20 protein-coding genes are annotated in these 23,661 nt (G+C 44.8%); 7 read left to right on the top strand and 13 right to left on the bottom strand.

The features are described from left to right. The first annotated feature begins 359 nt into the window (after positions 1 to 359). A complete protein-coding gene (locus tag OCV11_RS19735; RefSeq protein ID WP_261897724.1) occupies positions 360 to 998 on the top strand; it encodes a DUF2628 domain-containing protein in 639 nt (212 codons plus the stop codon). A gap of 113 nt (positions 999 to 1,111) precedes the next feature. On the opposite strand, the gene OCV11_RS19730 is transcribed toward OCV11_RS19735, so the two are convergent. The 6 genes from OCV11_RS19730 to thrS form a co-directional block, all read right to left on the bottom strand. Next, on the bottom strand, positions 1,112 to 2,572 hold the full coding sequence (locus tag OCV11_RS19730) for a UbiD family decarboxylase (protein ID WP_261897723.1): 1,461 nt from the start codon (positions 2,570 to 2,572) through the stop codon (positions 1,112 to 1,114). A gap of 420 nt (positions 2,573 to 2,992) precedes the next feature. Next, positions 2,993 to 5,203, bottom strand: coding sequence for a family 43 glycosylhydrolase (locus OCV11_RS19725; protein ID WP_261897722.1), 2,211 nt, complete (start codon positions 5,201 to 5,203; stop codon positions 2,993 to 2,995). Positions 5,204 to 5,589: 386 nt separating this feature from the next. Beyond that, entirely contained in the window at positions 5,590 to 5,943 is a 354-nt protein-coding gene (rplT, locus tag OCV11_RS19720) for a 50S ribosomal protein L20 (RefSeq protein ID WP_004727974.1), read from the bottom strand. Positions 5,944 to 5,989: 46 nt separating this feature from the next. Then, positions 5,990 to 6,184 carry a 50S ribosomal protein L35 gene (gene rpmI / locus OCV11_RS19715; RefSeq protein WP_004727973.1) on the bottom strand — a complete coding sequence of 65 codons (195 nt, stop codon included), beginning with the start codon at positions 6,182 to 6,184 and terminating at the stop codon, positions 5,990 to 5,992. A gap of 104 nt (positions 6,185 to 6,288) precedes the next feature. Further along, positions 6,289 to 6,816: a translation initiation factor IF-3 gene (infC, locus tag OCV11_RS19710; protein ID WP_261897721.1), complete on the bottom strand. Its 528-nt coding sequence runs from the start codon at positions 6,814 to 6,816 to the stop codon at positions 6,289 to 6,291. Between the two features lie 27 nt (positions 6,817 to 6,843). Further along, positions 6,844 to 8,772 (bottom strand): threonine--tRNA ligase, encoded by a 1,929-nt coding sequence (gene thrS / locus OCV11_RS19705; RefSeq protein ID WP_261897720.1) that lies wholly within the window; start codon positions 8,770 to 8,772, stop codon positions 6,844 to 6,846. A 581-nt stretch (positions 8,773 to 9,353) separates the two neighbouring features. On the opposite strand from thrS, the gene OCV11_RS19700 reads away from it, so the two are divergent. Next, on the top strand, positions 9,354 to 10,592 hold the full coding sequence (locus OCV11_RS19700) for an MFS transporter (RefSeq protein WP_261897719.1): 1,239 nt from the start codon (positions 9,354 to 9,356) through the stop codon (positions 10,590 to 10,592). A gap of 107 nt (positions 10,593 to 10,699) precedes the next feature. Here OCV11_RS19700 and OCV11_RS19695 read toward each other — a convergent pair whose 3' ends face one another. The 4 genes from OCV11_RS19695 to OCV11_RS19680 are packed head-to-tail and all read right to left on the bottom strand — an operon-like array spanning position 10,700 to position 16,248. Then, entirely contained in the window at positions 10,700 to 12,292 is a 1,593-nt protein-coding gene (locus OCV11_RS19695; RefSeq protein ID WP_261897718.1) for an ABC transporter ATP-binding protein, read from the bottom strand. 7 nt (positions 12,293 to 12,299) lie between these two features. After that, positions 12,300 to 13,340 carry an ABC transporter permease gene (locus OCV11_RS19690; protein WP_261897717.1) on the bottom strand — a complete coding sequence of 347 codons (1,041 nt, stop codon included), beginning with the start codon at positions 13,338 to 13,340 and terminating at the stop codon, positions 12,300 to 12,302. After that, a complete protein-coding gene (locus OCV11_RS19685; RefSeq protein ID WP_261897716.1) occupies positions 13,340 to 14,422 on the bottom strand; it encodes a microcin C ABC transporter permease YejB in 1,083 nt (360 codons plus the stop codon). The genes OCV11_RS19690 and OCV11_RS19685 overlap by 1 nt, the downstream gene beginning before the upstream one ends. 8 nt (positions 14,423 to 14,430) lie before the next feature. Then, a complete protein-coding gene (locus tag OCV11_RS19680; protein ID WP_261897715.1) occupies positions 14,431 to 16,248 on the bottom strand; it encodes an extracellular solute-binding protein in 1,818 nt (605 codons plus the stop codon). A gap of 273 nt (positions 16,249 to 16,521) precedes the next feature. Here OCV11_RS19680 and OCV11_RS19675 point away from each other — a divergent pair, with 273 nt between their 5' ends. Beyond that, the gene (locus tag OCV11_RS19675; protein ID WP_261897714.1) at positions 16,522 to 17,310 is read left to right on the top strand and encodes a siderophore-interacting protein; all 789 of its coding nucleotides are present in this window, start codon (positions 16,522 to 16,524) and stop codon (positions 17,308 to 17,310) included. A gap of 77 nt (positions 17,311 to 17,387) precedes the next feature. On the opposite strand, the gene OCV11_RS19670 is transcribed toward OCV11_RS19675, so the two are convergent. Both OCV11_RS19670 and yjjG read right to left on the bottom strand, forming a co-directional pair. After that, positions 17,388 to 18,071: a UTRA domain-containing protein gene (locus OCV11_RS19670; RefSeq protein ID WP_261897713.1), complete on the bottom strand. Its 684-nt coding sequence runs from the start codon at positions 18,069 to 18,071 to the stop codon at positions 17,388 to 17,390. Between the two features lie 45 nt (positions 18,072 to 18,116). Beyond that, entirely contained in the window at positions 18,117 to 18,791 is a 675-nt protein-coding gene (gene yjjG / locus OCV11_RS19665) for a pyrimidine 5'-nucleotidase (RefSeq protein ID WP_261897712.1), read from the bottom strand. 230 nt (positions 18,792 to 19,021) lie between these two features. On the opposite strand from yjjG, the gene OCV11_RS19660 reads away from it, so the two are divergent. Then, positions 19,022 to 19,942, top strand: coding sequence for a LysR family transcriptional regulator (locus tag OCV11_RS19660; RefSeq protein WP_261897711.1), 921 nt, complete (start codon positions 19,022 to 19,024; stop codon positions 19,940 to 19,942). Here OCV11_RS19660 and OCV11_RS19655 read toward each other — a convergent pair. Continuing rightward, complete coding sequence (locus tag OCV11_RS19655; RefSeq protein ID WP_261897710.1) at positions 19,935 to 20,897, bottom strand: transposase; 963 nt, start codon at positions 20,895 to 20,897, stop codon at positions 19,935 to 19,937. The two genes, OCV11_RS19660 and OCV11_RS19655, sit on opposite strands and share 8 nt — an antisense overlap. 268 nt (positions 20,898 to 21,165) lie before the next feature. On the opposite strand from OCV11_RS19655, the gene OCV11_RS19650 reads away from it, so the two are divergent. The 3 genes from OCV11_RS19650 to yiaY all read left to right on the top strand — a co-directional run bounded on the left by OCV11_RS19650 (position 21,166) and on the right by yiaY (position 23,498). Continuing rightward, positions 21,166 to 21,342: a hypothetical protein gene (locus tag OCV11_RS19650; RefSeq protein WP_261897709.1), complete on the top strand. Its 177-nt coding sequence runs from the start codon at positions 21,166 to 21,168 to the stop codon at positions 21,340 to 21,342. Between the two features lie 30 nt (positions 21,343 to 21,372). Further along, on the top strand, positions 21,373 to 22,023 hold the full coding sequence (gene elbB, locus OCV11_RS19645) for an isoprenoid biosynthesis glyoxalase ElbB (RefSeq protein WP_261897708.1): 651 nt from the start codon (positions 21,373 to 21,375) through the stop codon (positions 22,021 to 22,023). A 326-nt stretch (positions 22,024 to 22,349) separates the two neighbouring features. Continuing rightward, positions 22,350 to 23,498, top strand: coding sequence for an L-threonine dehydrogenase (gene yiaY / locus OCV11_RS19640; RefSeq protein WP_261897707.1), 1,149 nt, complete (start codon positions 22,350 to 22,352; stop codon positions 23,496 to 23,498). Positions 23,499 to 23,661 lie beyond the last annotated feature (163 nt).

Here is a 23,661-nt window from a genome sequence, read left to right as displayed (position 1 = left end):
GTTTCTATGCTCAGCGAATAGTGTTTTTGTGCTGTTTATCTTAAGCGTATGGAGGGTGAACTGCTCGGTTAACTATGAGAGTTTCTGCCCAAAAACGGGTCGTCAACGCTCACGTTTTACTCACCCACCAAACAAACATGTTGTTCAGACAACAGCTAAAGGCAAATTGACGCATAACCGACAAAATAGTGTGATCTTTATCTAAGGTGAAAAATTAACCACAACACTCCTAACACAGAACAAAACGGAGTTCGGTTACACTCTCAAAACACAATAGCAGCGAAAATACGCTGCATAAAAATCATTGGCTAGGTAAGCGCCCTTCGTCATGGCGCTCAAAATAAAAAAGAGAGATTTCAATGACTATGGAAACTCAGGTGGCTCAAGAGTCACAACTCAGTTCAAAATGGCTTGAGCGTTTTGAGTTGTTTGATCAACTTAAAGCAATCAAAAGATCCCGAGGCGAAATAGTGCGCAGTGAACGTTATCGAACCTTAGCTTGGCGACAGCGTTTGCTTATCAGCACCAACTTTTTGGCCTTCTTATTTGGTCCGCTCTATTACTTTGCGAAGAAGATGTATCGTAAGGGTTTTATCATTACCGGCGTTTCATCCCTATGGGCAGCCCTTCTGACCTACGTGGATTATCACTTTCATCTCACCATTCCGGCCATTGTTTACAGCATTGTCCCTGGCGTGATTTGTGCCTCTTATGCCAACCTTGATTATTATTTAAAGAAAGAGCTTGGGGAAACCATGTGGGCCAAAGCGCCATTTTGGTTGCATACCCAATCGGGAGTGGCTATTGCAACCTTGATCGGTCTGGGATGCAATATTGGTGTCATTCAATACGTTATGGGACATGAGCATTACACCTTTGCAGCTCAGCAAACGCTGATCACCCAGCAAGTACGTTGCGGTGATGAAGTGCTGTTCGTATCGATGCAAGAATATCGGTTCAACAGCCAAGATTCCCTGTGTGAGTTAGTCGAAGAGTGAGATCAAAAATCCCTCTGTTAAATCCAAACGCAGTAACCCAGAAACAGTAACCCAGATAAAAAGACAGCGCCTCGGCGCTGTCTTTTGCACTTTATCCCTTGATCACTGCCGTCTTATTCCCAGTTAGCAATGACTTTTTTCTGCAGTTCTTCAGGGTATGCACCCGCAAATGAACTATGATTCAATCTTCCGTCTCCTAATGCAGGTTGCAAACAGTCGTGAGCAACTCGGATAGCATGGTGATCGTGGCACTCGTCAGCATCGTAGCAATTTAACAATGGCAGAATTTCACCAAAGCTTTCCACACGATGACGTGTTGGATGAACGCGAGTCGCCATTCCCCACAACACATCTTTGTAATTCGTTGGGTCAATATCATCGTCCATCACATAGATCATTGGGCAGTTGGGACCGTATTTGGTGTTCCAAATTTTTTCCCCGATGCGTTTAGTGAACTCTTCACTGCTTACATTTGGCAGTCGTTCGCGCCAGTTATTCGGTACGGTGATGATCAACCAATGCACGGCAGTTTCTAATGGCGACCATGCCATTGTGACAGGAAGACCCGCTTGATTTAAGCTATCGAGGATTTCAGCGCACATCGCAACGCCGACTGCTGTGTGAAACTCATCGACTGGACGACCTTCGGGAATAAACGGCCAAATAGCCTCATCACGATAGGTAATACATTCCACCGTGTAGACCGGTTGCATGCTGGTACCTTTCACTGCATAGCCAGCATATTCACCAAATGGCCCTTCTTGAGCTCGCTCTTCGGTCGAAATGTGACCTTCAATCACCAACTCAGAGCTGGCTGGCACTTCGAGATCAATCGTTTCACAACGTACCACTTCAATGGCTTCGCCAAAGTGACCACCAAGGTAATCGGCTTCATCAACCCAATCACCAAGAGGCATTGAAGAAACGATAGGTAACGCAGGCTCACAACCTTGCACTAAAGCGTAAGGCATAGGCTTACCGATTTTGCGCCACTCTTCCCACACCATCGCAATATGCTGTGGCATGAGAATCAGTCCAGTCATGTGTTTGCCGTCCAATTTTTGGATACGCGCAATCGACCAGTTAGTCCATTTACCGTCAGGAGTTCGAGCCACAATGGTACCCCAAGTATTGGAATATTCACCACCATCTTCTTGATGTAAAAATGGAATCGGGAATTTGTCTAGGTCAGCCTCTTTGCCATGTAAGATGTTCTGCTTGCAAGGCGCTGTATCAACGAGAACTGGTGGCACTGGGTCATTATGTTTAGATTGAGCCAAACTTTTTACGATGTCGGTCCAAGTTGCGGTGTGATCCAAACCAACTGAAAGAGCAACGCGAGCGGCAGGATATTCTGGTAAAGAGCTCAGTGACGCAGGAGCTCCCATCGCTCTTAAACCTGGCAATTTGCCTTTAATATTATTGAAAATTGGCGCTGGTGAACAAAGGTCATAACTACGACGTGTAATCGCCGCCATTTCCAGATACGCATCTACTTCCCGTGAAATTTCGACAATATCGCCAAGTTCATTTAATTGGGAAATATAATCACGAAGGTTTTTAATTCTTTTCATAATACCCCTTATACTTACATCGTTTATTACTTTAAAGTATGGGCATCGGTAATAATTATTTGTTGCCGGTGCTCTTTTATTGATAAACCATTAATGCCATTTTTATACGGCCATCAACATAACATAAAAAAGTTGGATGAATAGCGAAAATATCAAATAGTATCATTAAGATAACTTGTAATTATACAATAAAACCAAAGGCATTAAGCCTATGTATTGAGCACTAAAATTCAATTACACAAAATTAGCAATTTCGCTGAAATCATTACATTTAAATAAATTATAACTAGGGATTATTTCACTTTAATAATCCAGATGTATTTTATAACTTTTCTACTATTTAAAATAATCACTTCAACTATTTTAAAGTGTTAGTAATAAAAATAGGTGCTTATCGCACCTATTTTTATCGCATTCGATTTAATTCTGTTTCACCAAACTAAACATCTGTGCAGTCTCACCCGCTATGCATTTGTATTGGACAATATTGGCTCCATCATTACTTGAACCATCGACCACTTGTAAGCACAGCTCACTATTACGATTAATGATCCGCCACTTTCCCGAACCTGCGACCTGAAAACGAAATTGTTGATCCCAACCTTCATCATAACTGCTCAATTCGATGTTGGTATTACTGGTACGATACCCATTTTTCACCGTAACCGCCTGATTGGGCGCATTCAGTGGAGAAATTCGATGCCAAATTTCATCCACACTGGATATCGCAAATTTTTGGCAATCGTTATTCAGCCAACTCCACTGCTCAACATTCGTTGCATCGCTGGTGCCACAGTTAGTGATATCAATCGCTTTACCGGAGACCAATGGGGTAATTCGATACGTTCCACTGACCGTGGTGTTGACGACGTTTGATGTGCTCACATCTCTTAAATAGAAACGCTGGCAAATGTTATCAAGGTCTGCATAGACACCGACAGCCGTTCCGTCATCTAACGCACAATTGGTCAAATCGAGCAATTTACTGTTATATGCGGAGACAAAACGATATCCTCCTTCGTCTCTTGGCCGCACATACCATTGTGCAGTTGAGCTAGTACAACTCGCAAATACAGTACTACTGCTGCCGGCACTTAAACAGGTATCGGCATCGCTGCCAGCCGTTAACGTGACTGTCCCATTTGCTTGAGGATTGATTTGCCAAATTTGACTCTCGTCCCCACTCCAGGCTTGCTGCTCGGTAGATGAACCGGTTGATGTTAGCACCCGACCACTTTGACCACTGACGATAGCCACATCACCTGTCGTCGATAAACTCCATCCAGTGGCACAATCGTCTCCTCCACAGGCAGCGTAAGATTCATTGCTGGTTGCATTGGTCAGCGATAACAATCCATTGTCATCCACGGCAAAGACCCATTTCTGACAATCGGCGTTTTGCCATGGTAAAAATGCTTGAGTGCTACTGCATTGAGCCCCTGCTAAGAAATTCCCCTCTGAGTTGGCCAACCGTACAACACCATCGCCAATTTGATCGACAATCACTTCCATCGAACTATCGAGTTGGCTGGTACCACTTGTACTGATGGTGTAATGACTTAATGTCAGAGTTGGTGCTTGAGGTTTAACCTGCATTGGACCGTTTTCACCAGAGGGAACCGCGATGGCAGTGCCGGTTGCAACAGGTTCACCAAAGTTTGGTGTTTCGTCGCTATTCCATGTAAAAGATTGCGCCCTCAAAGAACGTGTCGTACCACAACCATCGCTAGCACTGGCGTTAGCGTGATAGACAATCCAATCTTCTGTACCATCAGGCGAAGAGAAAAATCCATTATGACCAGGAGCATAAACACCATTTGCCGATTCAAAGACAGGATCTTCGGCTTTAGTCCAACTGTCTGTGCTCAATGGATCATCACCGGTCAATTCCAGCAAGCCCAATTTGTAGCTCGACGTTGCACAATAACTTGCCGAGTAGACAACATAAACATGACCGTTGTAAATCAAAGGTTCAGGACCTTCATTAACGTTCATGCCGACTTGTTCCCAGTCTAAAGATGGAGTACTGAGTAAACTAGGTGAGCCTGATGTCGTCCAAGGGTCGGACATTTTGACAATGTAGAGCTGCTGATACGCGCCATTCCATTGCGAATACATCAGATAAAGCTGACCTTTGATGGTGATGTAACTCCCATCGATATTGTAGCTATCTTCCAGAGGAGAACCTTTATATTCATAAGGTCCCATCGGATCATCACCTTGGCTTTCTAGCACCGAAATATGCTGATAATCATAGGTACCGCTTTGTCCTGAGGTATACAGCATGTACCAGCGCCAGCCATCTGGACCATTTAAACGGTGAAATTCAAACGCCCAAAAATTGCAGCAACGGGAAGAGTCCGTCTCTGACCACACATTCACAGGAGTAGCATCGGCTAATCCCGCCAACGTAGGCGACTTGCGCATCTCTAACTGCGAACTCCAGGTTGTGGTCGCTGAATAATAGTTGCCGTGATAATAAATGAGCCAAGGATCGGCGCCATTTTCATAAATAGGATTGGTAAACGTCGTTGAACTCGCAAAGCTGTTACTTATCGCTAATAGAGATAAGAGCAGCAAGGTTATTCCCCGACTCCACCAGTAGTGATACATCCACTGAGGTTTTTTCATCGTTATTCTCCGTTACACGTTATTGGGTCGTGTTTAGTGCGTAATGGCTGACAAAAACTGAACAACCACATATGCATCACAACACTTAAAAACTATACGGAGAAGCGAATTAAAATGCCTAATCACCAAACGTGATCTGCCACCAAATAGAAAATGAAACATTATTTCATTTATTAATTTGGACACCATATCAACATTTGCAACCTATTTTGGTAAGGAAGCTAAAAAAAACCGAAGTGATGAGATATCTGCTTAGATGTTCCTAGCAAGGGAAATAGAGAGCTGCAGAGTAGAAAGGGATTGGGACGGGAACCGTTATAGGCGAAATCAAGACAAGAAAAAAGGAGAGCTAAGCTCTCCTTTATCTTAAACCTGCAAACTGCTAATTAAAGAGCAGCTTTCGCTTTTTCAACTAGAACTGCAAATGCAGCTTTGTCGAATACCGCGATGTCCGCAAGGATCTTACGGTCGATCTCGATAGATGCTTTCTTAAGACCGTTGATGAAACGGCTGTAAGATAGACCATTTTGACGAGACGCAGCGTTAATACGAGCAATCCATAGTTGACGGAATTGACGTTTTTTAGCGCGACGGTCACGGTAAGCGTATTGACCAGCTTTAGTAACTGCTTGGAAAGCTACACGATAAACACGTGAACGTGCACCGTAGTAACCTTTAGCTTGTTTCAGAACTTTCTTATGACGTGCACGAGCTTGTACACCACGTTTTACGCGAGGCATTATGCTTCTCCTAAACTAAACGAATTAATAACTAACTAAAAACAAATTAAGCGTATGGCAGACAACGAACGATACCCGCAACTTCACATTTTGGAAGAATTGAGTTTGGACGTAGTTGACGTTTGTTCTTAGTAGTACGCTTAGTCAGGATGTGACGTTTGGTAGCGTGTTTGAACTTAAAACCACCAGCAGTTTTCTTGAAACGCTTAGCAGCACCTTTGTTGTTTTTCATCTTAGGCATGATGAATAACTCCGCATTGTAGTAGTTAAATAACAATAGTAATTAAGGCGAATTAAAACTGGCCGCTTAAAACGGCCAGCTTAATTACTTGCGAATGCCGTTAATTACTTCTTCTTAGGGGCTAGAACCATGATCATCTGGCGACCTTCAATCTTCGTCGGGAAAGATTCTACTGCTGCATAATCAGCGGTATCTTCTTTCAAACGATGAAGAACGTCTACACCGATGTCTTGGTGAGCCATTTCTCGGCCACGGAAGCGAATAGTAACTTTCACTTTGTTGCCTTCTTCAAGGAAACGTAACAGGTTGCGTAGTTTTACCTGATAGTCACCTATATCAGTTCCAGGACGGAATTTAATTTCCTTGATCTGGACCTGTTTTTGCTTTTTCTTCTGCTCTTTTGTAGCCTTGCTCTTCTCAAAGAGGAACTTGCCGTAGTCCATCACACGACAGACTGGTGGCTCGGCGTTAGGGCTGATCTCTACGAGATCCAAACCAGCTTCATCTGCAGCAGCTAGTGCTTCTTGAATCGATACAATACCAACAGATTCACCGTCAACGCCAGTCAAACGAACTTCACGAACGCCACGAATTTCACCGTTTAAACGGTGCTGGTTTTGTTTGGCCGGCACTTGGCCACGTCTTCCGCCTTTAATAGTTTATTCCTCCAGATTAAGCTTACGGCTAGCAATCTCAGATTGGATATGCTCAATGAAATCATCCAATTTAAATTTACCGAGATCCTTACCTTTACGAGTACGTACTGCGATTTCACCGGCTTCCATTTCTTGGTCACCGCAAACCAGCATGTACGGAACACGCTTCAAAGTGTGTTCGCGAATTTTAAAGCCAATTTTCTCATTTCTCAAGTCCGCTTTTGCACGAATACCACATTTTTGTAGTTTTTGAGCCACTTCTTGAGCATAATCAGCTTGTTTATCGGTAATGTTCACTACAACTGCTTGTTCTGGCGCCAACCAAGTTGGGAAGAAGCCAGCGTATTCTTCAATAAGAATACCGATAAAGCGTTCAATAGAACCCAGAATCGCACGGTGAATCATTACAGGAACAACACGTTCATTATTTTCGCCTACATAAGTCGCACCTAGTCGACTTGGTAGGTTGAAGTCCAATTGAACCGTACCACACTGCCATGCACGACCAATACAGTCGAACAGTGTGAATTCGATCTTAGGACCATAGAAAGCACCCTCGCCTTCTTGAATCTCAAATGGAATTTCCAGAGTATTCAAAGAAGTGATCAAGTCTGCTTCAGATTTATCCCAGATTTCGTCGCTACCGACGCGTTTTTCAGGACGAGTCGATAGTTTAACAGCGATGTTCTCAAAACCAAAGGTTTTATATGTGTCGTACACCATCTTAATACAAGATGACACTTCTTGCTGAATTTGATCTTCAGTACAGAAGATGTGTGCATCATCTTGAGTAAAGCCACGAACACGCATAATACCGTGTAGTGAACCTGATGGTTCATTACGGTGACAAGAACCGAACTCAGCCATACGCAATGGCAAATCACGGTACGATTTTAGACCTTGGTTGAAGATCTGCACGTGACCTGGACAGTTCATTGGTTTGATCGCGTATTCACGGTTTTCAGAAGAAGTCGTGAACATTGCATCTGCGTATTTATCCCAGTGACCAGAACGTTCCCATAGAACGCGATCCATGATCATAGGACCTTTTACTTCTTGGTAATCGTACTCGGTTAGTTTAGAACGTACAAACTGTTCTAGACTGCGGAATACGCTCCAACCGTTGTGGTGCCAGAACACCATACCCGGTGCTTCTTGTTGCATGTGGAACAAGTCTAGCTGTTTACCAATCTTACGGTGGTCACGTTTTGCCGCTTCTTCTAAACGAGTCAAATGCGCTTTTAGTGCTTTCTTATCGTGGAACGCAGTACCGTAGATACGTTGCAACATTTTATTGTCGCTGTTTCCGCGCCAGTAAGCACCTGCTACGTTAAGCAGTTTGAAGTTTTGACAGAAACCCATGTTTGGTACGTGTGGACCACGACACATGTCAATGTATTCTTGGTGATGGTACAAGCCGGGACGGTCGTCACGAGCTACGTTCTCATCAAGAATTTCCATTTTGTAGGGTTCGCCGCGTGATTCAAATGTATCGCGCGCTTCCTGCCAGCTGACTTTCTTTTTGACAACTTCGTATTTGGTTTTTGCTAGCTCAAGCATGCGAGCTTCGATCGTTTCCAAATCTTCTTGAGATAGAGAATGGTCTAAATCGATATCGTAGTAAAAACCGCTGTCGATGGTTGGACCGATTGCCATTTTCGCATTTGGGTATAGCTGTTTAAGAGCATGGCCCAATAAGTGCGCACATGAGTGGCGAACGATTTCCAAACCGTCTACTTCATCTTTCGTGGTGATGATTTCTAGGCTGGCATCTTCTTCAATAAGATCGCAAGCATCAACACGGTTGCCATTCACACGACCAGCGATGGTTGCTTTTGCAAGACCAGGACCGATAGATTGAGCAACTTCTAGAGTAGAAACGGGATTGTCAAAATGACGCTGACTGCCGTCAGGAAGAGTAATAGTAGGCATTTTATGTCCTTACAGTGGTGTTGCACACCAAGCAACACTTGTTTATGAATTGAGTGCGTTAGCATTTTTACGCACACGAAACTGTTGTTATGTACTCGTTTAGGCACAAATACGGATGTACCTGCCCGAGCGCATTGGTGCATTCTAAATGAATGATTTGAAATGACAACCGGTTTATTGCTTTCCAAGCGAATGTCAACGATTACAAGCAGCAAAGTCACAAAATCAAATGAATAATCGCTAATCTCTCAAGATAAATAAGGATTTAACAAGCTTGAGCGAACAATTAAACCAAGGTAACCTCAACGCACTTTCCCACATTGCTGCTGACCAACGTACTTAGGTCATCAGCAATGCAATTAAAGCGAGATTCGCACACTTTTCTCGCCAAGAACCCTCTATAACCTCTGTTTTGCCATCTGTCGGGTTCTATCTTGGAAATAACACTATGGTTCATTCGCGCCCTTTTTTGCACCAATGACGAACCATAAAAAGTTAACGTATGCCTCTCTAGCGTATTTATTGAAGCAACAACCGCTATCAATAGCGCAATCAACGGATAATGAGTATCGACACAACCTATGACCAACGAGCACGCTTCACTTAAATTGCGCCACTATCCGGCTTTCTTCCATTTCTGGCTTTCTCGCGTTGCGAGCGGATTTGCTTTTCAAATGGTCTCCGTTGCTGTGGGCTGGCAAATCTATGATATGACCCACTCAGCGCTTAATTTGGGCCTTATTGGTTTAATTCAATTTGTGCCCGCCGTGCTGTTAGCCTTACCCGCAGGTCACATTGCCGATCAATTTCATCGCCGCAACGTGGTGGTGGTCTGTCAGTTCTTTGAGTGGATTGCACTAGTCGCTCTTGCCGGATTAAGTTTTGCTGGCTGGTTAAATGAAGCGGCGATACTGACCTTTATCGGCATCATCAGCGTATTTCGTACCTTTGAAAACCCATCAGGTCGCGCCATTGTCCCTGCACTGGTTCCAGAAGCCATTTTACCCCGAGCGTTAGCAATTAATGGTTCTGGCGGTCAAGCCGCCAGCATTATTGGACCAGCGCTCGGTGGATTCTTATATTTGCTTGGGCCAAGTTATGTTTACGCTATTACCGCCGTAATGACCCTCATTTCGGTGATATTAATGGCAAGTTTGAAGTATCAATATGCGCCACCGAAGCGAGTACCGATGAACATGGAGCGACTGTTCTCTGGTGTGGCGTTTATTCGCAAAGAGAAAATCATTCTGGGCGTCTTATCCTTAGACCTCTTCGCGGTTTTGCTCGGCGGCGCAACGGCGCTCTTGCCTATTTTTGCTCGTGACATTTTGCACACAGAGGCTTGGGGCCTTGGCTTATTGCGCGCGGCACCGGCTGTGGGTGCCCTATTGATGTCGTTCTATTTAGCAAAATACACGTTAAATCGACGAGTTGGGATGGTGATGTTTGCTTCGGTAGCAGGCTTTGGTTTGGCGACCATTGTCTTTGCTCTGTCGGCGAATCTATGGTTATCCCTCGCCGCGCTGTTTGTACTTGGTGCTTTAGATATGATCAGTATGGTGATTCGTAGTACGCTGGTGCAAATCGAAACACCCGATGAAATGCGTGGCCGCGTGGGTGCTGTGAACTCAATTTTTATCAACACATCCAATCAATTAGGTGAGTTTGAATCTGGTATATTGGCGGCGGCAGTAGGTGCAGTTAACGCTGCCCTGATTGGGGGCATCGGCACAATTGTTGTGGTCGGATTATGGATGGTGTGGTTCCCATCGATTCGCAAACGTGAAAAGTTGGTACGTGATGAGCGGTCTTCTGAATAAATCTCGCTTCATTTAGAGAGTGGCGATTTACAAATGACCCATAACGAATAAAAACGGCGCAGTGATAGTCACTGCGCCGTTTTATTATCTTGAGTTAACACTCAAGGTTAGAAGGAAGAGAGACGAACCAACTCTTGAGTGTACGGATTTTGCGGTTGAGCAAACAACTGCTGCGTATCGCCTTGCTCTACAATCTCACCTTGGCGCATCACTATGGTGTAATGACACAAAGAGCGCACCACATTGAGATCATGGCTAATAAACAGATAGGTTAAACCATGTTTTTCTTGCAGCGATTTTAGCAAATCCAACACTTGGGCTTGCACGGTACGGTCTAAAGACGATGTGGGTTCATCGAGCAAAATAAACTGCGGCTTTAACACTAGCGCCCGGGCAATCGCAATACGTTGACGCTGCCCACCAGAAAATTCATTGGGAAAACGAAAACGCGTTTCTGGGTCAAGGTCGACTTCACGCATCACTGAGCAGATTGCTTGGTCAATACCCTCCTCATCTAGGTCGGTATGCACTCTAAGCCCTTCGCCAATCACCTGCGCAACCGACATCCTAGGGTTCAATGCTGAGAACGGGTCTTGAAACACCACCTGCATTTTACTGCGATAAGGCAGCATCGTTTTGCGTTCTAATCCTTGCAGCTCATGCCCATCAAACTGAATCGAGCCTTGAGATTTGACCAATTGCAAAATCGCCATACCGGTGGTGGATTTACCAGAACCACTCTCGCCCACTAACCCAATCGTATGGCCTTTCTTAAGGGCAAAACTCATGTCAGTAACGGCCTTAACGTGATCTTTGGTGCGTTTAAGCAGACCACCTTTGATCGGAAACCAGACTTTCAGCCCCTGTGTTCCCACTAACACCGGCTCATCTTCACTTACCGTCACTGGCAAACCTTTCGGGTCTGAATCGATCAATTTGCGCGTGTAAGGGTGCTGTGGATTATTAAACAGCGCTTGGCACTCATTGGTTTCAATCAAATGACCATGCTGCATCACCGCCACTCGGTCAGCAATGCGACGCACGATACTTAAATCGTGAGTGATAAACAGCATCGCCATACCGAGCTCTTGTTGCAGCTCTTTCAGCAAATCGAGGATCTGCGATTGTACCGACACATCCAGCGCCGTAGTTGGCTCATCGGCAATCAGCAATTCCGGTTCATTGATTAACGCCATCGCAATCATGACACGTTGGCGCTCCCCCCCAGAAAGCTCGTGAGGATACGCATCAATTTTTTGCTCAGGCTGGCGAATTCCCACTTTCCCGAGCCATTCAATCGCTAATGAACGCGCTTTATTGTCCCGCATCCCGCGATGTACCGCTAAGGTTTCCACTAACTGCTTACCCACTTTATGCAGTGGATTCAATGAGACCATTGGCTCTTGGAAGATCATACCAATGCGGCCACCACGAATACCTCGTAACTCCCGCTCACTGCATTGCAGAGTATCAACACCATCAAACACAATTTTGCCAGTTTGATAATGGGCTGAACCTCGCGGTAGCAGTTTTAGGATGGCGTTCGCAGTGACCGATTTTCCCGAACCACTTTCGCCCACTAAGGCGAGGGTTTCCCCTTTTTTAATGTTCAATGAGACGTTATATGTCACGGTTTCCACGCTCTGTGCGCGGCCAAACCCTACCGATAATTTATCTATGGTTAGTAATGCGTCATTCATATCAAAATCACCGTTGTAGATGTGGGTCAAAGGCGTCGCGTACCGCTTCACCGACAAACACGAGTAAGGTCAACATCATGGATAACACCACAAATGCAGAAATGCCAAGCCAGGGTGCTTGCAAGTTGGCTTTACCCTGCGCCAGCAGTTCACCTAATGAAGGAGAACCAACAGGCAGACCAAACCCTAAGAAGTCCAAAGAGGTCAGAGTGGTCACTGAACCAGACAGGATGAATGGCATCATAGTCAGCGATGCCACCATGGCATTTGGCAGCATGTGACGCAGCATAATCCGACCGTCACTGACGCCCATCGCCTGCGCAGCTCGCACATAGTCAAAGTTACGTCCCCGCAAAAATTCTGCGCGAACTACCCCGACTAAACTCATCCAACTAAACAGCACCATAATGCCAAGCAGCCACCAAAAGTTCGGCTCAACAAAGCTCGATAAAATGATCAGCAAAAATAGGGTCGGCATACCGGACCAGACTTCGATAAAACGCTGCCCGATAAGGTCAATCCAGCCACCGTAATAACCTTGCGTCGCCCCGACAAATACACCAATCACCGATGAGATCACCGTTAATACAAAGCCAAACAATACTGAGATACGGAAACCGTAAATGATGCGCGCCAGTACATCCCTGCCCTTATCGTCCGTGCCCAACAAATTAGTATGATCGGGCGCAGAAGGCACACTCCCCACCAAGTTATAGTTGATGGTGTCGTAACTAAAATGAATCGGCGGCCAAACCATATAGCCATCTTTTTCAATCAGTTGTTTAACATAAGGATCGGAATAGTCCGTTTCGGTCAAAAATTCCCCACCAAAGGTCGTTTCTGGGTACATATTGGCAACAGGGAAATACCATTCATGCTGATAAGAAACCAGCAGTGGTTTGTCGTTGGCAATCACTTCAGCAAACAGGCTGAGTACAAACAACAAAGCAAAAATCCACATTGACCACCAGCCGCGGCGATTGGATTTAAAACGCTGCCAGCGCGCTACGTTCAACGGGTTAGGACGAGAGTGTTTAAAGAAAGCCATTAGCGAGCCTCAAAATCAATGCGCGGATCGACCCACATATAAGTGAGGTCCGAAATAATGCTGAGTATCAAACCCAATAAAGTCATGATGTAGAGCGAGCTAAATACCAGTGGATAATCACGTTGAATGGTCGCCTCAAATCCCAGTAGACCAATGCCATCAAGGGAGAACATCACTTCAATCAGCATTGAACCGGTAAAGAAAATACTGATAAACGCCGCTGGGAAACCCGCGATGATGATCAACATGGCATTACGAAACACATGCTTGTATAAAATAGCACCTTCATCCAACCCTTTAGCACGAGCGGTGACCACATACTGCTTATTGATTTCGTCCAAAAATGAGTTTTTGGTCAGCATGCTTAACGTGGCAAAACCGCCAATGACCATCGCCACAATCGGCAGGGCCATATGCCAGAAATAGTCACCTATTTTCTGATACCAGGTCATTTGAGCGAAATTATCCGAAACCAGACCGCGCAGTGGGAACCAATCGAAATAGTTACCGCTGGCAAACAGAATGATCAAAATGATGGCGAATAAGAAACCAGGGATTGCATAGCCAACGATCACCAAGGCGCTCGACCAAACATCGAATCGCGAGCCGTGATGAATCGCTTTGGTGATCCCCAAAGGAATCGACACAAAATAGATGATTAACGTGCTCCATAGCCCCAAAGAAATAGAGACAGGTAAGCGCTCTTTAATCAAATCAATCACGTTGCCACCACGAAACAGACTCTCACCAAAATGAAACGTCACGTAGTTTTTGAGCATGTCGGTATAGCGCTCTAAAATCGGCTTATCAAAACCAAATTGCTTTTTGATTGACTCAACCACTTCAGGGTCTAAACCGCGTGAGCCTTTGTAACCCGATGGTTTGGCTTCATTACTTGGAGCAACTTCCTGACCACCGCCAGTAAAGCGCTCCATTGTACCGTTACTTTGCCCTTGGATTTGTGCAATGGCTTGTTCTACTGGGCCCCCCGGAGCAACTTGAATGATAAAAAAGTTAATGGTGATGATCGCCCACAATGTTGGGATCACCAGCAATAAACGACGAAAAATATACGCAGCCATGAGTTCCCCTATTGACGTTTCGCAGGCAGTTTTTCAGCCTTAGCTTTATCTACCCACCAAGTATCGATAGCCAAAGAGTATTTCGGCATCGTTTTTGGACGATCAAACTTATCCCAAACCGCAACACGATATTCGCTCACATGCCACTGCGGGATAATAAAGAAATTCCATTGCAACACCCGATCAAGCGCACGCCCTAGCGATAATAGCTTCTCAGGATTTTCTTGATTCTTAACGATGCTATCAGTCAGTTCATCAATAGCAGGGTCTGCAACACCGGCCCAATTGTACGTAGAATCTATATAGTGAGAGTTCCAAGGGAACAGCAGACCAGAGCTAGGATAGGCATTGGCATAATAAGTAGATAACACCATATCAAAATCACGATCACGCAGGCGCTTAGTGTACTGGGTTGTGTCGATGGAACGAATACGCATATCGATACCTAACCGTTTCAAATTGCGTTGCAACGGAATCGACATGGTCTCCTGCACTGGGCTATAAATCATGATCGAAAACGTAAAGGGTTCACCCGTTTTCTCATTGACCATCACGCCATCACGTACCACCCACCCTGCTTCTTTAAACAGTTCAAAGGCTTTACGCATTTGAGGGCGGATGTAGCCTGAACCATCGGTGACCGGGGGCTGATATTCTTCAGTAAAAACCCGCGCTGGAATTTTGTCTTTGTAAGGTGCTAGCACTTCCAGCTCTTGCTTTGAAGGTAAACCTTTGGCTTCATAATCGGTATTGGAGAAGAAACTGCGCGTACGGGTGTATTGACCGTAAAACAAGTTTTTGTTCATCCACTGGAAATCTAACGCATAGTTGATGGCTTCTCTTACGCGAACATCTCGAAACATCGGACGCTGTGTATTAAACACATAGGCTTGAGTCGCGGCTGGCGCTTGATGCGGTATCTCTTCTTTGACGATATAGCCTTTGTCGAAATTAGGACCGTTGTAGGCGTTCGCCCACAGCCGAGCTTGCCCCTCTTGACGATAATCAAATTCCCCAGCTTTGAAGGCTTCGAGCATCACAGTGTCATCGCGGTAATAGTCGTACTGAATCTTAGCGAAGTTGTTACGTCCAACATTGACCGGCAATTTAGCGGCCCAATAGTTAGGATCCAGCTCATAAGTAATACGCTGGCCCATCTTGTAGCTAGCGATTTTGTAAGGACCACTGCCAATTGGCGCTTCTAGCAAGGGTTCAGCAAGATTTTTCTCTTTCCAATAGTGCTCTGGCAAGACTTGGGTCGATTCAGCAAAGGCAAACAACTTATCGCGATTGGGCTCAGCCATTTCAATGCGCACCGTGAGAGGCTTAATCGCTTTGACTGATTTGATGTCTTTGTAATAGACCCGAAATTGTGGCACACCTTCGGTCATGAATTTGCTGAAGGTAAATTCCACGTCTTTGGCGGTGATGGGAGTGCCATCTTGAAAACGCGCTTTGGGATTAATATCGATTTCCATCCAAGTGTAATCGTCAGAATAACGAACACGCTCGGCAATCAAAGGATAGTAAGAGTCAATCTCGTCATCTGAACCTTTAAAAAGAGAATCATACAGTTGGCTGGTATCTGCCGCGGCGACACCACGAGAAGCAAAACGGTTAAAGTTATCAAATGTGCCGATTTTACCAAAAGTCACTTTACCGTATTTAGGCGCATTGGGATTGACGTAATCGAAATGGGTGAAATTATCAGGATATTTCGCGAAACCGAAACCAACTAGATGTTGACTTTCAATCACTTTGGCGTGAGCTGACTGAGCGGCGGTGGCAAGCAATACTGTAAGCAATACTGGAGCAAATTTCCCCATTACGCCGTCCTTGAGATTTGATTGGAATAACAATTCATTCTATTTACAATGTGTTAAGGTAATATCCAAGTATAGAGGCTAATCTGGTCTCTTAAGCAACTCGACACACTGGATATTGCCAAGTTTTGTCTTTAAATCCCAGTTTTGCGATCTACACTAATGAAATATCACATTTTCAAGTAAATGAATGCAAATAACAATGATTATCATTGTTATATATGTAATTAAACGTTACTGTGTTTGACGCACAAGAAGTAATAATAACAGGTAATTATGCAAGCGAAATCGACTCAACGACCTAAATATGAACTTACAGTCACTGCGACTGAGCAATTGTCCGCTAACTACCAACGTGTCACTCTTCAAGGTGATAGCATCGCCCACTTCGGAGCCGACTGCGCTGGCGATTACATCAAACTTCTCTTTACCCCCGAAGGCAGCACCGATCTATCGACCTTGCCACAAGACGCTCGTCCCGTCATGCGCACTTACACCATTCGTCAATTTGATGCAGAAACCAACAGTATGGACGTCGATTTTGTACGCCATATTGTCAGCGACATGAGTTGTGGTTTTGCTGCTCGTTGGGCGATGGAGTGTCAAGTGGGTGATACCATTTCCATCGCTGGACCTGGTAAAAAACAAGGCATTAACGAATACGCCGACTGGTTCTTCTGTGCAGCAGATATGACCGCTCTTCCCGCTCTTGCCAACACGCTAGCTCAACTTCCTCTAGAAGCCAAAGGCTATGCCGTGATTGATATTCTCGATAAAGACGATCGCCAAGAGATCGATGCTCCCGATGGCATTAATGTGATTTGGAATATTCAGCATCCTGAGCACACTCTAGTTGATGTAGTGAAATCTCAGCCTTGGCTTGATGGCCAATGTGCAGTGTGGTGTGCTTGCGAGTTTGATTCAATGAAAGCACTACGCCAATATTTCCGTGATGAACACGACATCGATCGAGAGTACATCTACCTCAGCAGCTATTGGAAAAATGGCGTGAGTGAAGATGGGCACAAAATGCTAAAACGCAAAGACATGGACGAGCATAACTGATTCAGCTTTGCTCTAGTTCGATATAAAAAAATGGCCTGCGGGCCATTTTTTATTCTCAATAATGCGATGAAAGAGACTTATCCTTCAATCGTCACCACATCGTGACGCCAATATTCAACATCCGCTCGAATAACGCGCTGCTGTTTATCGATAAAGCGACGTTCGATAACCAAACACGGCGTACCTTCCGTCGCTCTAAGCAGTTGAGCAATGTTGCCTTGCAATGATTTCACCGCCAAACGAAACGTCACTGTGGCTAACAGCAAAGGCAATTGGCTTTCCAACTGAGCAAGCGGTGATTCCTCGTCATTGCCCGCAGCAGCCCCCACAAATTCAGGTAAAACATAGCTATTGAGATAACAAACAGGTCGACGTTCAAGATAGCGAACCTGTTCTATGGTTTGAGCTTCACTAAAAGGCGCTAACGCGAGTAAACGGGTGGCCGTCTTCGTGGCTAAACTTTTTTTGACTGACAAGGTTTGCCAGCTGCCTTCCCGATGCTGCGCTTGCGCCATTTGCATAAAAGAGAGCCCAATCGTTGGGTTGTAACTCAGTGGCTCAGGTGCAATAAACCAGCCGCGGCGATCTTCTCGATAAATCGCGCCTTCCGACTCAAGCAATGATAGAGCTTCACGAAGTGTGACTCGCGTGGTCGAAAACGCTTCGGCCAATTGACGCTCAGAGGGCAGCTTTTGCCGCGCGGACAACGTTCCAGCGTCAATCTGATCTAAAATCGCTTGCTTAATTTTTACGTATTGCACTATTTGCTCTCTTTAGTTGGAACCCGATTATGAGCAGAAAACCGATTAAGCCAGTAGCAACGCTTGTAACTCGTCGAGTGAACTCACTTGATAGTGAGGCTGAATATCCTTCGGGGTGTCAGCTCCATGGAGATTTAACCAACAGGTTTCCACGCCAATATTGAGACCACCAAGAATATCCGATTGAGGATTATCTCCAACCATCAATACCCGTTTTTTATCCGGATTGCCCATTTTCTCTAACGCATGGGCAAAAATACGTGGATCCGGTTTCGCAATACCCACCTCTTCAGAGATGATGATATGTTCAAAGTGAGGAGCAAGACCGGTACGTTCTAGGCGAACCATCTGCAAATCAGCAAAACCATTGGTAATAATCCCCATGCGCACCTTCCCTTTCAGAGCATCGATTAGTGCTTGAGCTCCCGGGAGTAAACTACAAATATCCGCCATCGCCTGCATGTAACTGCGATTGAGCTCTGCTGGGGTGGTTGCAAGTTTTTCAGCCCAGTCCACAAAGCGAGTATGTTTGAGTTCATCTGCAGTAATATCACCGTTTTGGTAAGCAACCCAAAGCGGATGATTCACCTTTTGATACGCTTGAAAAGCCTCATCCGTCAGCTCCATGCCTTTACGCTCTAACATCAGGGTTAATCCGCGACGACTATCGAAGTGAAATAGTGTTTCGTCTGCATCAAAAAGTATCCAATCGTACTGCATGTGTCTCTCCTCTCTAAGTATGGCTTAGTTTATACTGTTTCCTACAAACACTTAAGTCATTGTCTGAGAAACTTTTTGTTTCCACATAATCAACAATAACCACTAACACCCATTCAAAGATTACCGCTACACTCCCTTAACTGGACACACACCGTATTAACCGGACACACACCATATCCAAAACGTTATGGTGTGTGTCCACTTAACAATTCGTCAAACAGGAGCTACTGATGTACAACAACTTTCCAACGATTCCACTCTTTGTCGCTGTCGTGGAAAGTGGCAGCTACTCACGTGCAGCCGAAAAGCTGAATATCACAAAATCAGCCGTCAGCAAACGCATTAGCCAATTAGAAGACGAACTCGGAATTCGTTTGATTCAAAGGACAACTCGACATATCAGCCTAACCGAAGCTGGCGAGCGTTATTATGAGTACGTATCTCAAGCATTATCCTTTGCCCAACAAGGTGTTGACGCTGTTTCAGAGCTGCAGGGAGAACCGCGTGGTAAACTCAAAATAACCGCACCAATGTCTTTCGGTGTTCGTCATATAGCGCCTTTTCTTACTGAGTTTTTACAGCGCTACCCTCATATTGAGCTTGATCTTCAATTCGAAGATCGCATGGTGGATTTGGTTGCTGAAGGATATGATCTTGCGATAAGGATCGGCCATCTCTCTGATTCAAATTTGATTGCTAAGCGATTGGTCACCTGTCACAGCATACTATGTGCATCGCCAGACTATCTAGCTGCGCATCCAGTGCCGTCTGAACCTGAACATTTAAGCCAACACAATTGCATTAAATACTCGTATTTTCGTGGTGGAAACGAATGGACTTTTTGTAAAAATCAACAGGAATTCAAGGTATTGCCAAAAGGAAATATGTCGGTAAATAACAGTGAAGCGATACGCAGAGTTCTGCTCTCTGGATTAGGAATAGGGCAACTGCCCACGTTTATCGTCGGTAAAGATGTCCAAGAAAAACGCTTGGTGCCAATCATGTCACCTTATGCATTGCCAGTACATGCTGTATATGCTGTCTACCCAGAGCGCAAACATCTCCCACAAAAAGTGAGTTTGTTTATCGCGTTTTTAAGTGAGAAATATGGACAGGCTCTACCTTACTGGGATGAAGGTGTTTTTAGCTAATTTGAAAACCCGTTATTCGCTGTTTATTTAGCGTTTTCTTCGCGTGCTCAAGCTTATGCGCAGCACCAACCCAAATGTTGGTTTCCTGCTCCAGTCTTGTACACAGAGTCAAACACTGATAATCACAAAATGCTAATCGAGTCAGGATATTCGGGGTCGAAGCAGCAATATAGCCCGCCGAAGATTCTCGCGCATGCCGACCAACCCAATCAACCAGTTCTAAATAATCCAGCAATCGAAAGGGAATACCGCTTGTGTTATCTGCTTCTAGATTTCCTACAAAATTAGCGAGGCCTTGTACCTGTGTTTTGCCCTGCTCTAACGCATCTAACCTTGCTCGAAGAGAGGTATGTTTTGCCTCTTCTGGCGTGCTCACCATCTCGGCTCGCACAGGGTTGAGCTCCACATATGCCATCGCACTTAATAACGCCTTCTCATCAAGTAACGCCTGAGATTTAAAGCGACCTTCCCAAAAACGGCCCGTGCAGTCATCCTCTTTGTTCGCTTGGACTGCAATCCCATAGTTTAGCTCTTTCATAAACCAACTCAGAGAACAAAGACGTTCACGCCACTCTGTTATCGTTTCGTCGCACCATGTTTTCTGAGCGTCAGTGAGTAACTCCCCCGCTAGCCAATTTTTGATCATCAAAGGCATTTTATGCTCGACACACCAACGTTCAACCACGTCGCGATCACTTAAGGCCAGCGCTTGCTGCTGGTTTAAGCTGACCACCAAATGGTAGTGATTACTCATCACCGCATAAGCATATACATCAACACAATAATAGGTAGCTAGAGTCAAAATACGTTGCTCAATCCAATCTCGACGATGCTCGAATGAACGACCAGTTAAAGCATCTTCACCACAAAGAAATGAACGGCGCACACAGCGAGATACGCAATGATAATAAGGTGTGACGTCTGGACAAACCAAACGAGATCTTGCCGTAGCCATAGACATTACCTTAATAGAGATAGGATTTACCCACTTTCCCGACAAAGCGCGTCAACACCAATCGCCTTGAAATAGTTTTGCGAGACATTTCAAAAGATAAAGGCTTAGTTGTGGTGCCTGTCCGCTTAAAAAGGTGTCTGTCCGTTTAAAAAAGTGTGTGTCCAGCTAACAGAAAAACGATTTGGTATTTACTGATGTAAGACAAGGCGGGACTAAGCATATGATTTTATAAAGGGAGGATTGAATTGTGGATACTCTAAGGACAGCTATGAAACACTTTCTACCCTCATCTGCTATATTGACCGCATTTACTATGCAACGCTATTCGAGTGTCGATGAATATTTGGCAGCTCAAGAGCAATCTGAACAAAAATCTCAAGCTCAGCAAACATCTCAAACTTCCACCAGCCAAACTAAAATCAAAGATGAACACGAACCCAACTAATCCACTTAACTAATAAAGAGGAGCGACTCAATGAAAAAAGTAGCAGTGATACTCAGCGGATGCGGTGTATTCGACGGTGCAGAGATCCACGAGTCAGTATTGACCCTACTCGCCATCGAGCGCAATGGGGCCACTTGGCACTGCTTCGCCCCTAATATAAATCAGCATCATGTGCTTAATCATATTACTGGCGAAGAGATGGCTGAAACACGTAACGTCTTAGTCGAATCGGCTCGCATCTCCCGTGGCAAAATTGACGATGTGGCCCATCTCAAAGCGCAGGACTTTGATGCTCTGATCATCCCTGGTGGATTTGGCGCCGCAAAGAACCTATCTGATTTTGCGCTAAAAGGCGCCGCCTGTGAGCTCAATATCGATGTGGCAAAGGCATGTCGCTCATTTGCAAAAGCGGGGAAACCTGCCGCCTACTTATGCATCGCTCCTCATCTTATTCCGAAAATCTACGAATCAGGGGTAGAGGGAACCATAGGTAACGATAAAGAGACTGCTGCAGCATTTAATAAAATGGGTGGACAACACGTCAATTGCCCAGTGGATGACTTCGTCTACGACCAAGAACATAACGTACTATCGACCCCCGCCTATATGCTTGCTGAGAATATTTCTCAAGCAGCCTCCGGAATTGATCGTCTTGTAACAAAATTAATCTCGCTTTCGTGATAAATTTTGTGTGCCAAAGCCTTACACCACGGGGCTTTGGCGTTAATTTTTGTGTCTAAATTACCCCATTTGTGAAATGTAAAATTACTGCATTAGTTATTCCAATTTCGTAAAAATTCATGGGGTGAACATCTGTGTACAAAATTCCATCAGCCCAACCTATAAGTCACTATAATCAATACGGTTATTAATGTGATCCAGCTCAAGAATGAGCATCAATTTGAACGTGCTTCAAAGATTTTTGCGCCAGATCAAACACCCTCTGTGACAAACTGTGCAACTCTAAAGCCAGATATTTTGAACATAATTATTATTGGAGTTAACTCATGGCGAGTGCATTTTTTATTCCTACAGTAAACCTAATGGGCGCAGATTGTCTTGTTGATGCAGCGGATGCGATCAAATCTAAAGGCTTTACCAAAGGTCTGATTGTAAGTGACGCAATTCTGAACAAAATCGGCGTAGTTAAACAAGTTGCTGACCTACTGACTGAACGTGGCGTAGCAACAGTGGTTTATGATGGTACTCATCCAAACCCAACTGTGACCAACGTAAACGAAGGTCTGGCAATTCTTAAAGAAAACCAATGTGATTTCGTTGTTTCTCTAGGTGGCGGTTCACCACACGACTGTGCAAAAGGTATCGCTCTTCTTGCTTCTAACGGTGGCAAAATTGCTGACTACGAAGGCGTTGACCGTTCTCCAAAACCAATGCTTCCACTGATCGCAATCAACACCACTGCAGGTACTGCGTCTGAAATGACACGTTTCTGCATCATCACTGACGAAGTTCGTCACATCAAAATGGCCATCGTAGACAAACACACTACTCCACTGATGTCTGTTAACGATCCTAAACTGATGCTTGCTAAACCAGCTTCTCTAACTGCAGCAACTGGTATGGACGCACTGACTCACGCAATCGAAGCTTACGTTTCTATCGCTGCAACACCTATCACTGATGCTGTTGCAATCAAAGCAATTGAAATGATTCAAGCGAACCTACGTGAAGCGGTTAAAAACGGTCAAAACCTAGAAGCTCGTGAAGCAATGGCATACGCACAATTCATGGCGGGTATGGCATTCAACAATGCTTCTCTAGGCTACGTACACGCAATGGCTCACCAACTAGGTGGTTTCTACAACCTACCTCACGGTGTATGTAACGCAGTACTTCTTCCACATGTACAACGTTACAATGCAACTGTTGCTGCAGACCGTCTACGTGACGTTGCTAAAGCAATGGGTGTTGATGTTGAAAACCTATCTGCAGAACAAGGCGCGGCAGCAGCTATCGACGCTATCGTATCTCTATCTAAAGAAATCGGTATCCCAGCTGGTCTAACTGAACTTGGTGCTAAAGAAGAAGATATCCCAACTCTAGCAACCAACGCTCTGAAAGATGCTTGTGCTATCACTAACCCACGCCAAGGTACACACGCTGAAGTTTGTGAAATCTTCAAATCTGCATTCTAATTGCTGATTTGCTTAGACTTTGATAAAAAGGTGCTCTCGGAGCACCTTTTTTTATGCTAATAGGTCATCTATCGACTCTTTAAAATTCAACTAGTTGAATAATAAAAAGAGGATAAATAGCCGCTTAAGTTTGATTCATCGCAGTAAAAACGACAAAAGTTCT

Origin of the sequence: Vibrio porteresiae DSM 19223 (assembly GCF_024347055.1) — a bacterium.
Classification (GTDB): Bacteria; Pseudomonadota; Gammaproteobacteria; order Enterobacterales; family Vibrionaceae; genus Vibrio; species Vibrio porteresiae.
This window is presented reverse-complemented; position numbering and strand designations above follow the sequence as displayed.

Excerpts from the sequence above, each read along its gene's own strand:
- OCV11_RS19680 (WP_261897715.1), bottom strand. The coding sequence starts at position 16,248 with ATGGGGAAATTTGCTCCAGTATTGCTTACAGTATTGCTTGCCACCGCC.
- OCV11_RS19690 (WP_261897717.1), bottom strand. The coding sequence starts at position 13,340 with ATGGCTTTCTTTAAACACTCTCGTCCTAACCCGTTGAACGTAGCGCGC.
- OCV11_RS19650 (WP_261897709.1), top strand. The coding sequence starts at position 21,166 with ATGAAACACTTTCTACCCTCATCTGCTATATTGACCGCATTTACTATG.
- OCV11_RS19685 (WP_261897716.1), bottom strand. The coding sequence starts at position 14,422 with ATGGCTGCGTATATTTTTCGTCGTTTATTGCTGGTGATCCCAACATTG.
- rpmI (WP_004727973.1), bottom strand. The coding sequence starts at position 6,184 with ATGCCTAAGATGAAAAACAACAAAGGTGCTGCTAAGCGTTTCAAGAAA.
- OCV11_RS19700 (WP_261897719.1), top strand. The coding sequence starts at position 9,354 with ATGACCAACGAGCACGCTTCACTTAAATTGCGCCACTATCCGGCTTTC.
- rplT (WP_004727974.1), bottom strand. The coding sequence starts at position 5,943 with ATGCCTCGCGTAAAACGTGGTGTACAAGCTCGTGCACGTCATAAGAAA.
- thrS (WP_261897720.1), bottom strand. The coding sequence starts at position 8,772 with ATGCCTACTATTACTCTTCCTGACGGCAGTCAGCGTCATTTTGACAAT.
- elbB (WP_261897708.1), top strand. The coding sequence starts at position 21,373 with ATGAAAAAAGTAGCAGTGATACTCAGCGGATGCGGTGTATTCGACGGT.
- OCV11_RS19730 (WP_261897723.1), bottom strand. The coding sequence starts at position 2,572 with ATGAAAAGAATTAAAAACCTTCGTGATTATATTTCCCAATTAAATGAA.
- yjjG (WP_261897712.1), bottom strand. The coding sequence starts at position 18,791 with ATGCAGTACGATTGGATACTTTTTGATGCAGACGAAACACTATTTCAC.
- OCV11_RS19695 (WP_261897718.1), bottom strand. The coding sequence starts at position 12,292 with ATGAATGACGCATTACTAACCATAGATAAATTATCGGTAGGGTTTGGC.
- OCV11_RS19675 (WP_261897714.1), top strand. The coding sequence starts at position 16,522 with ATGCAAGCGAAATCGACTCAACGACCTAAATATGAACTTACAGTCACT.
- OCV11_RS19735 (WP_261897724.1), top strand. The coding sequence starts at position 360 with ATGACTATGGAAACTCAGGTGGCTCAAGAGTCACAACTCAGTTCAAAA.
- OCV11_RS19655 (WP_261897710.1), bottom strand. The coding sequence starts at position 20,897 with ATGGCTACGGCAAGATCTCGTTTGGTTTGTCCAGACGTCACACCTTAT.
- OCV11_RS19660 (WP_261897711.1), top strand. The coding sequence starts at position 19,022 with ATGTACAACAACTTTCCAACGATTCCACTCTTTGTCGCTGTCGTGGAA.
- yiaY (WP_261897707.1), top strand. The coding sequence starts at position 22,350 with ATGGCGAGTGCATTTTTTATTCCTACAGTAAACCTAATGGGCGCAGAT.
- OCV11_RS19725 (WP_261897722.1), bottom strand. The coding sequence starts at position 5,203 with ATGAAAAAACCTCAGTGGATGTATCACTACTGGTGGAGTCGGGGAATA.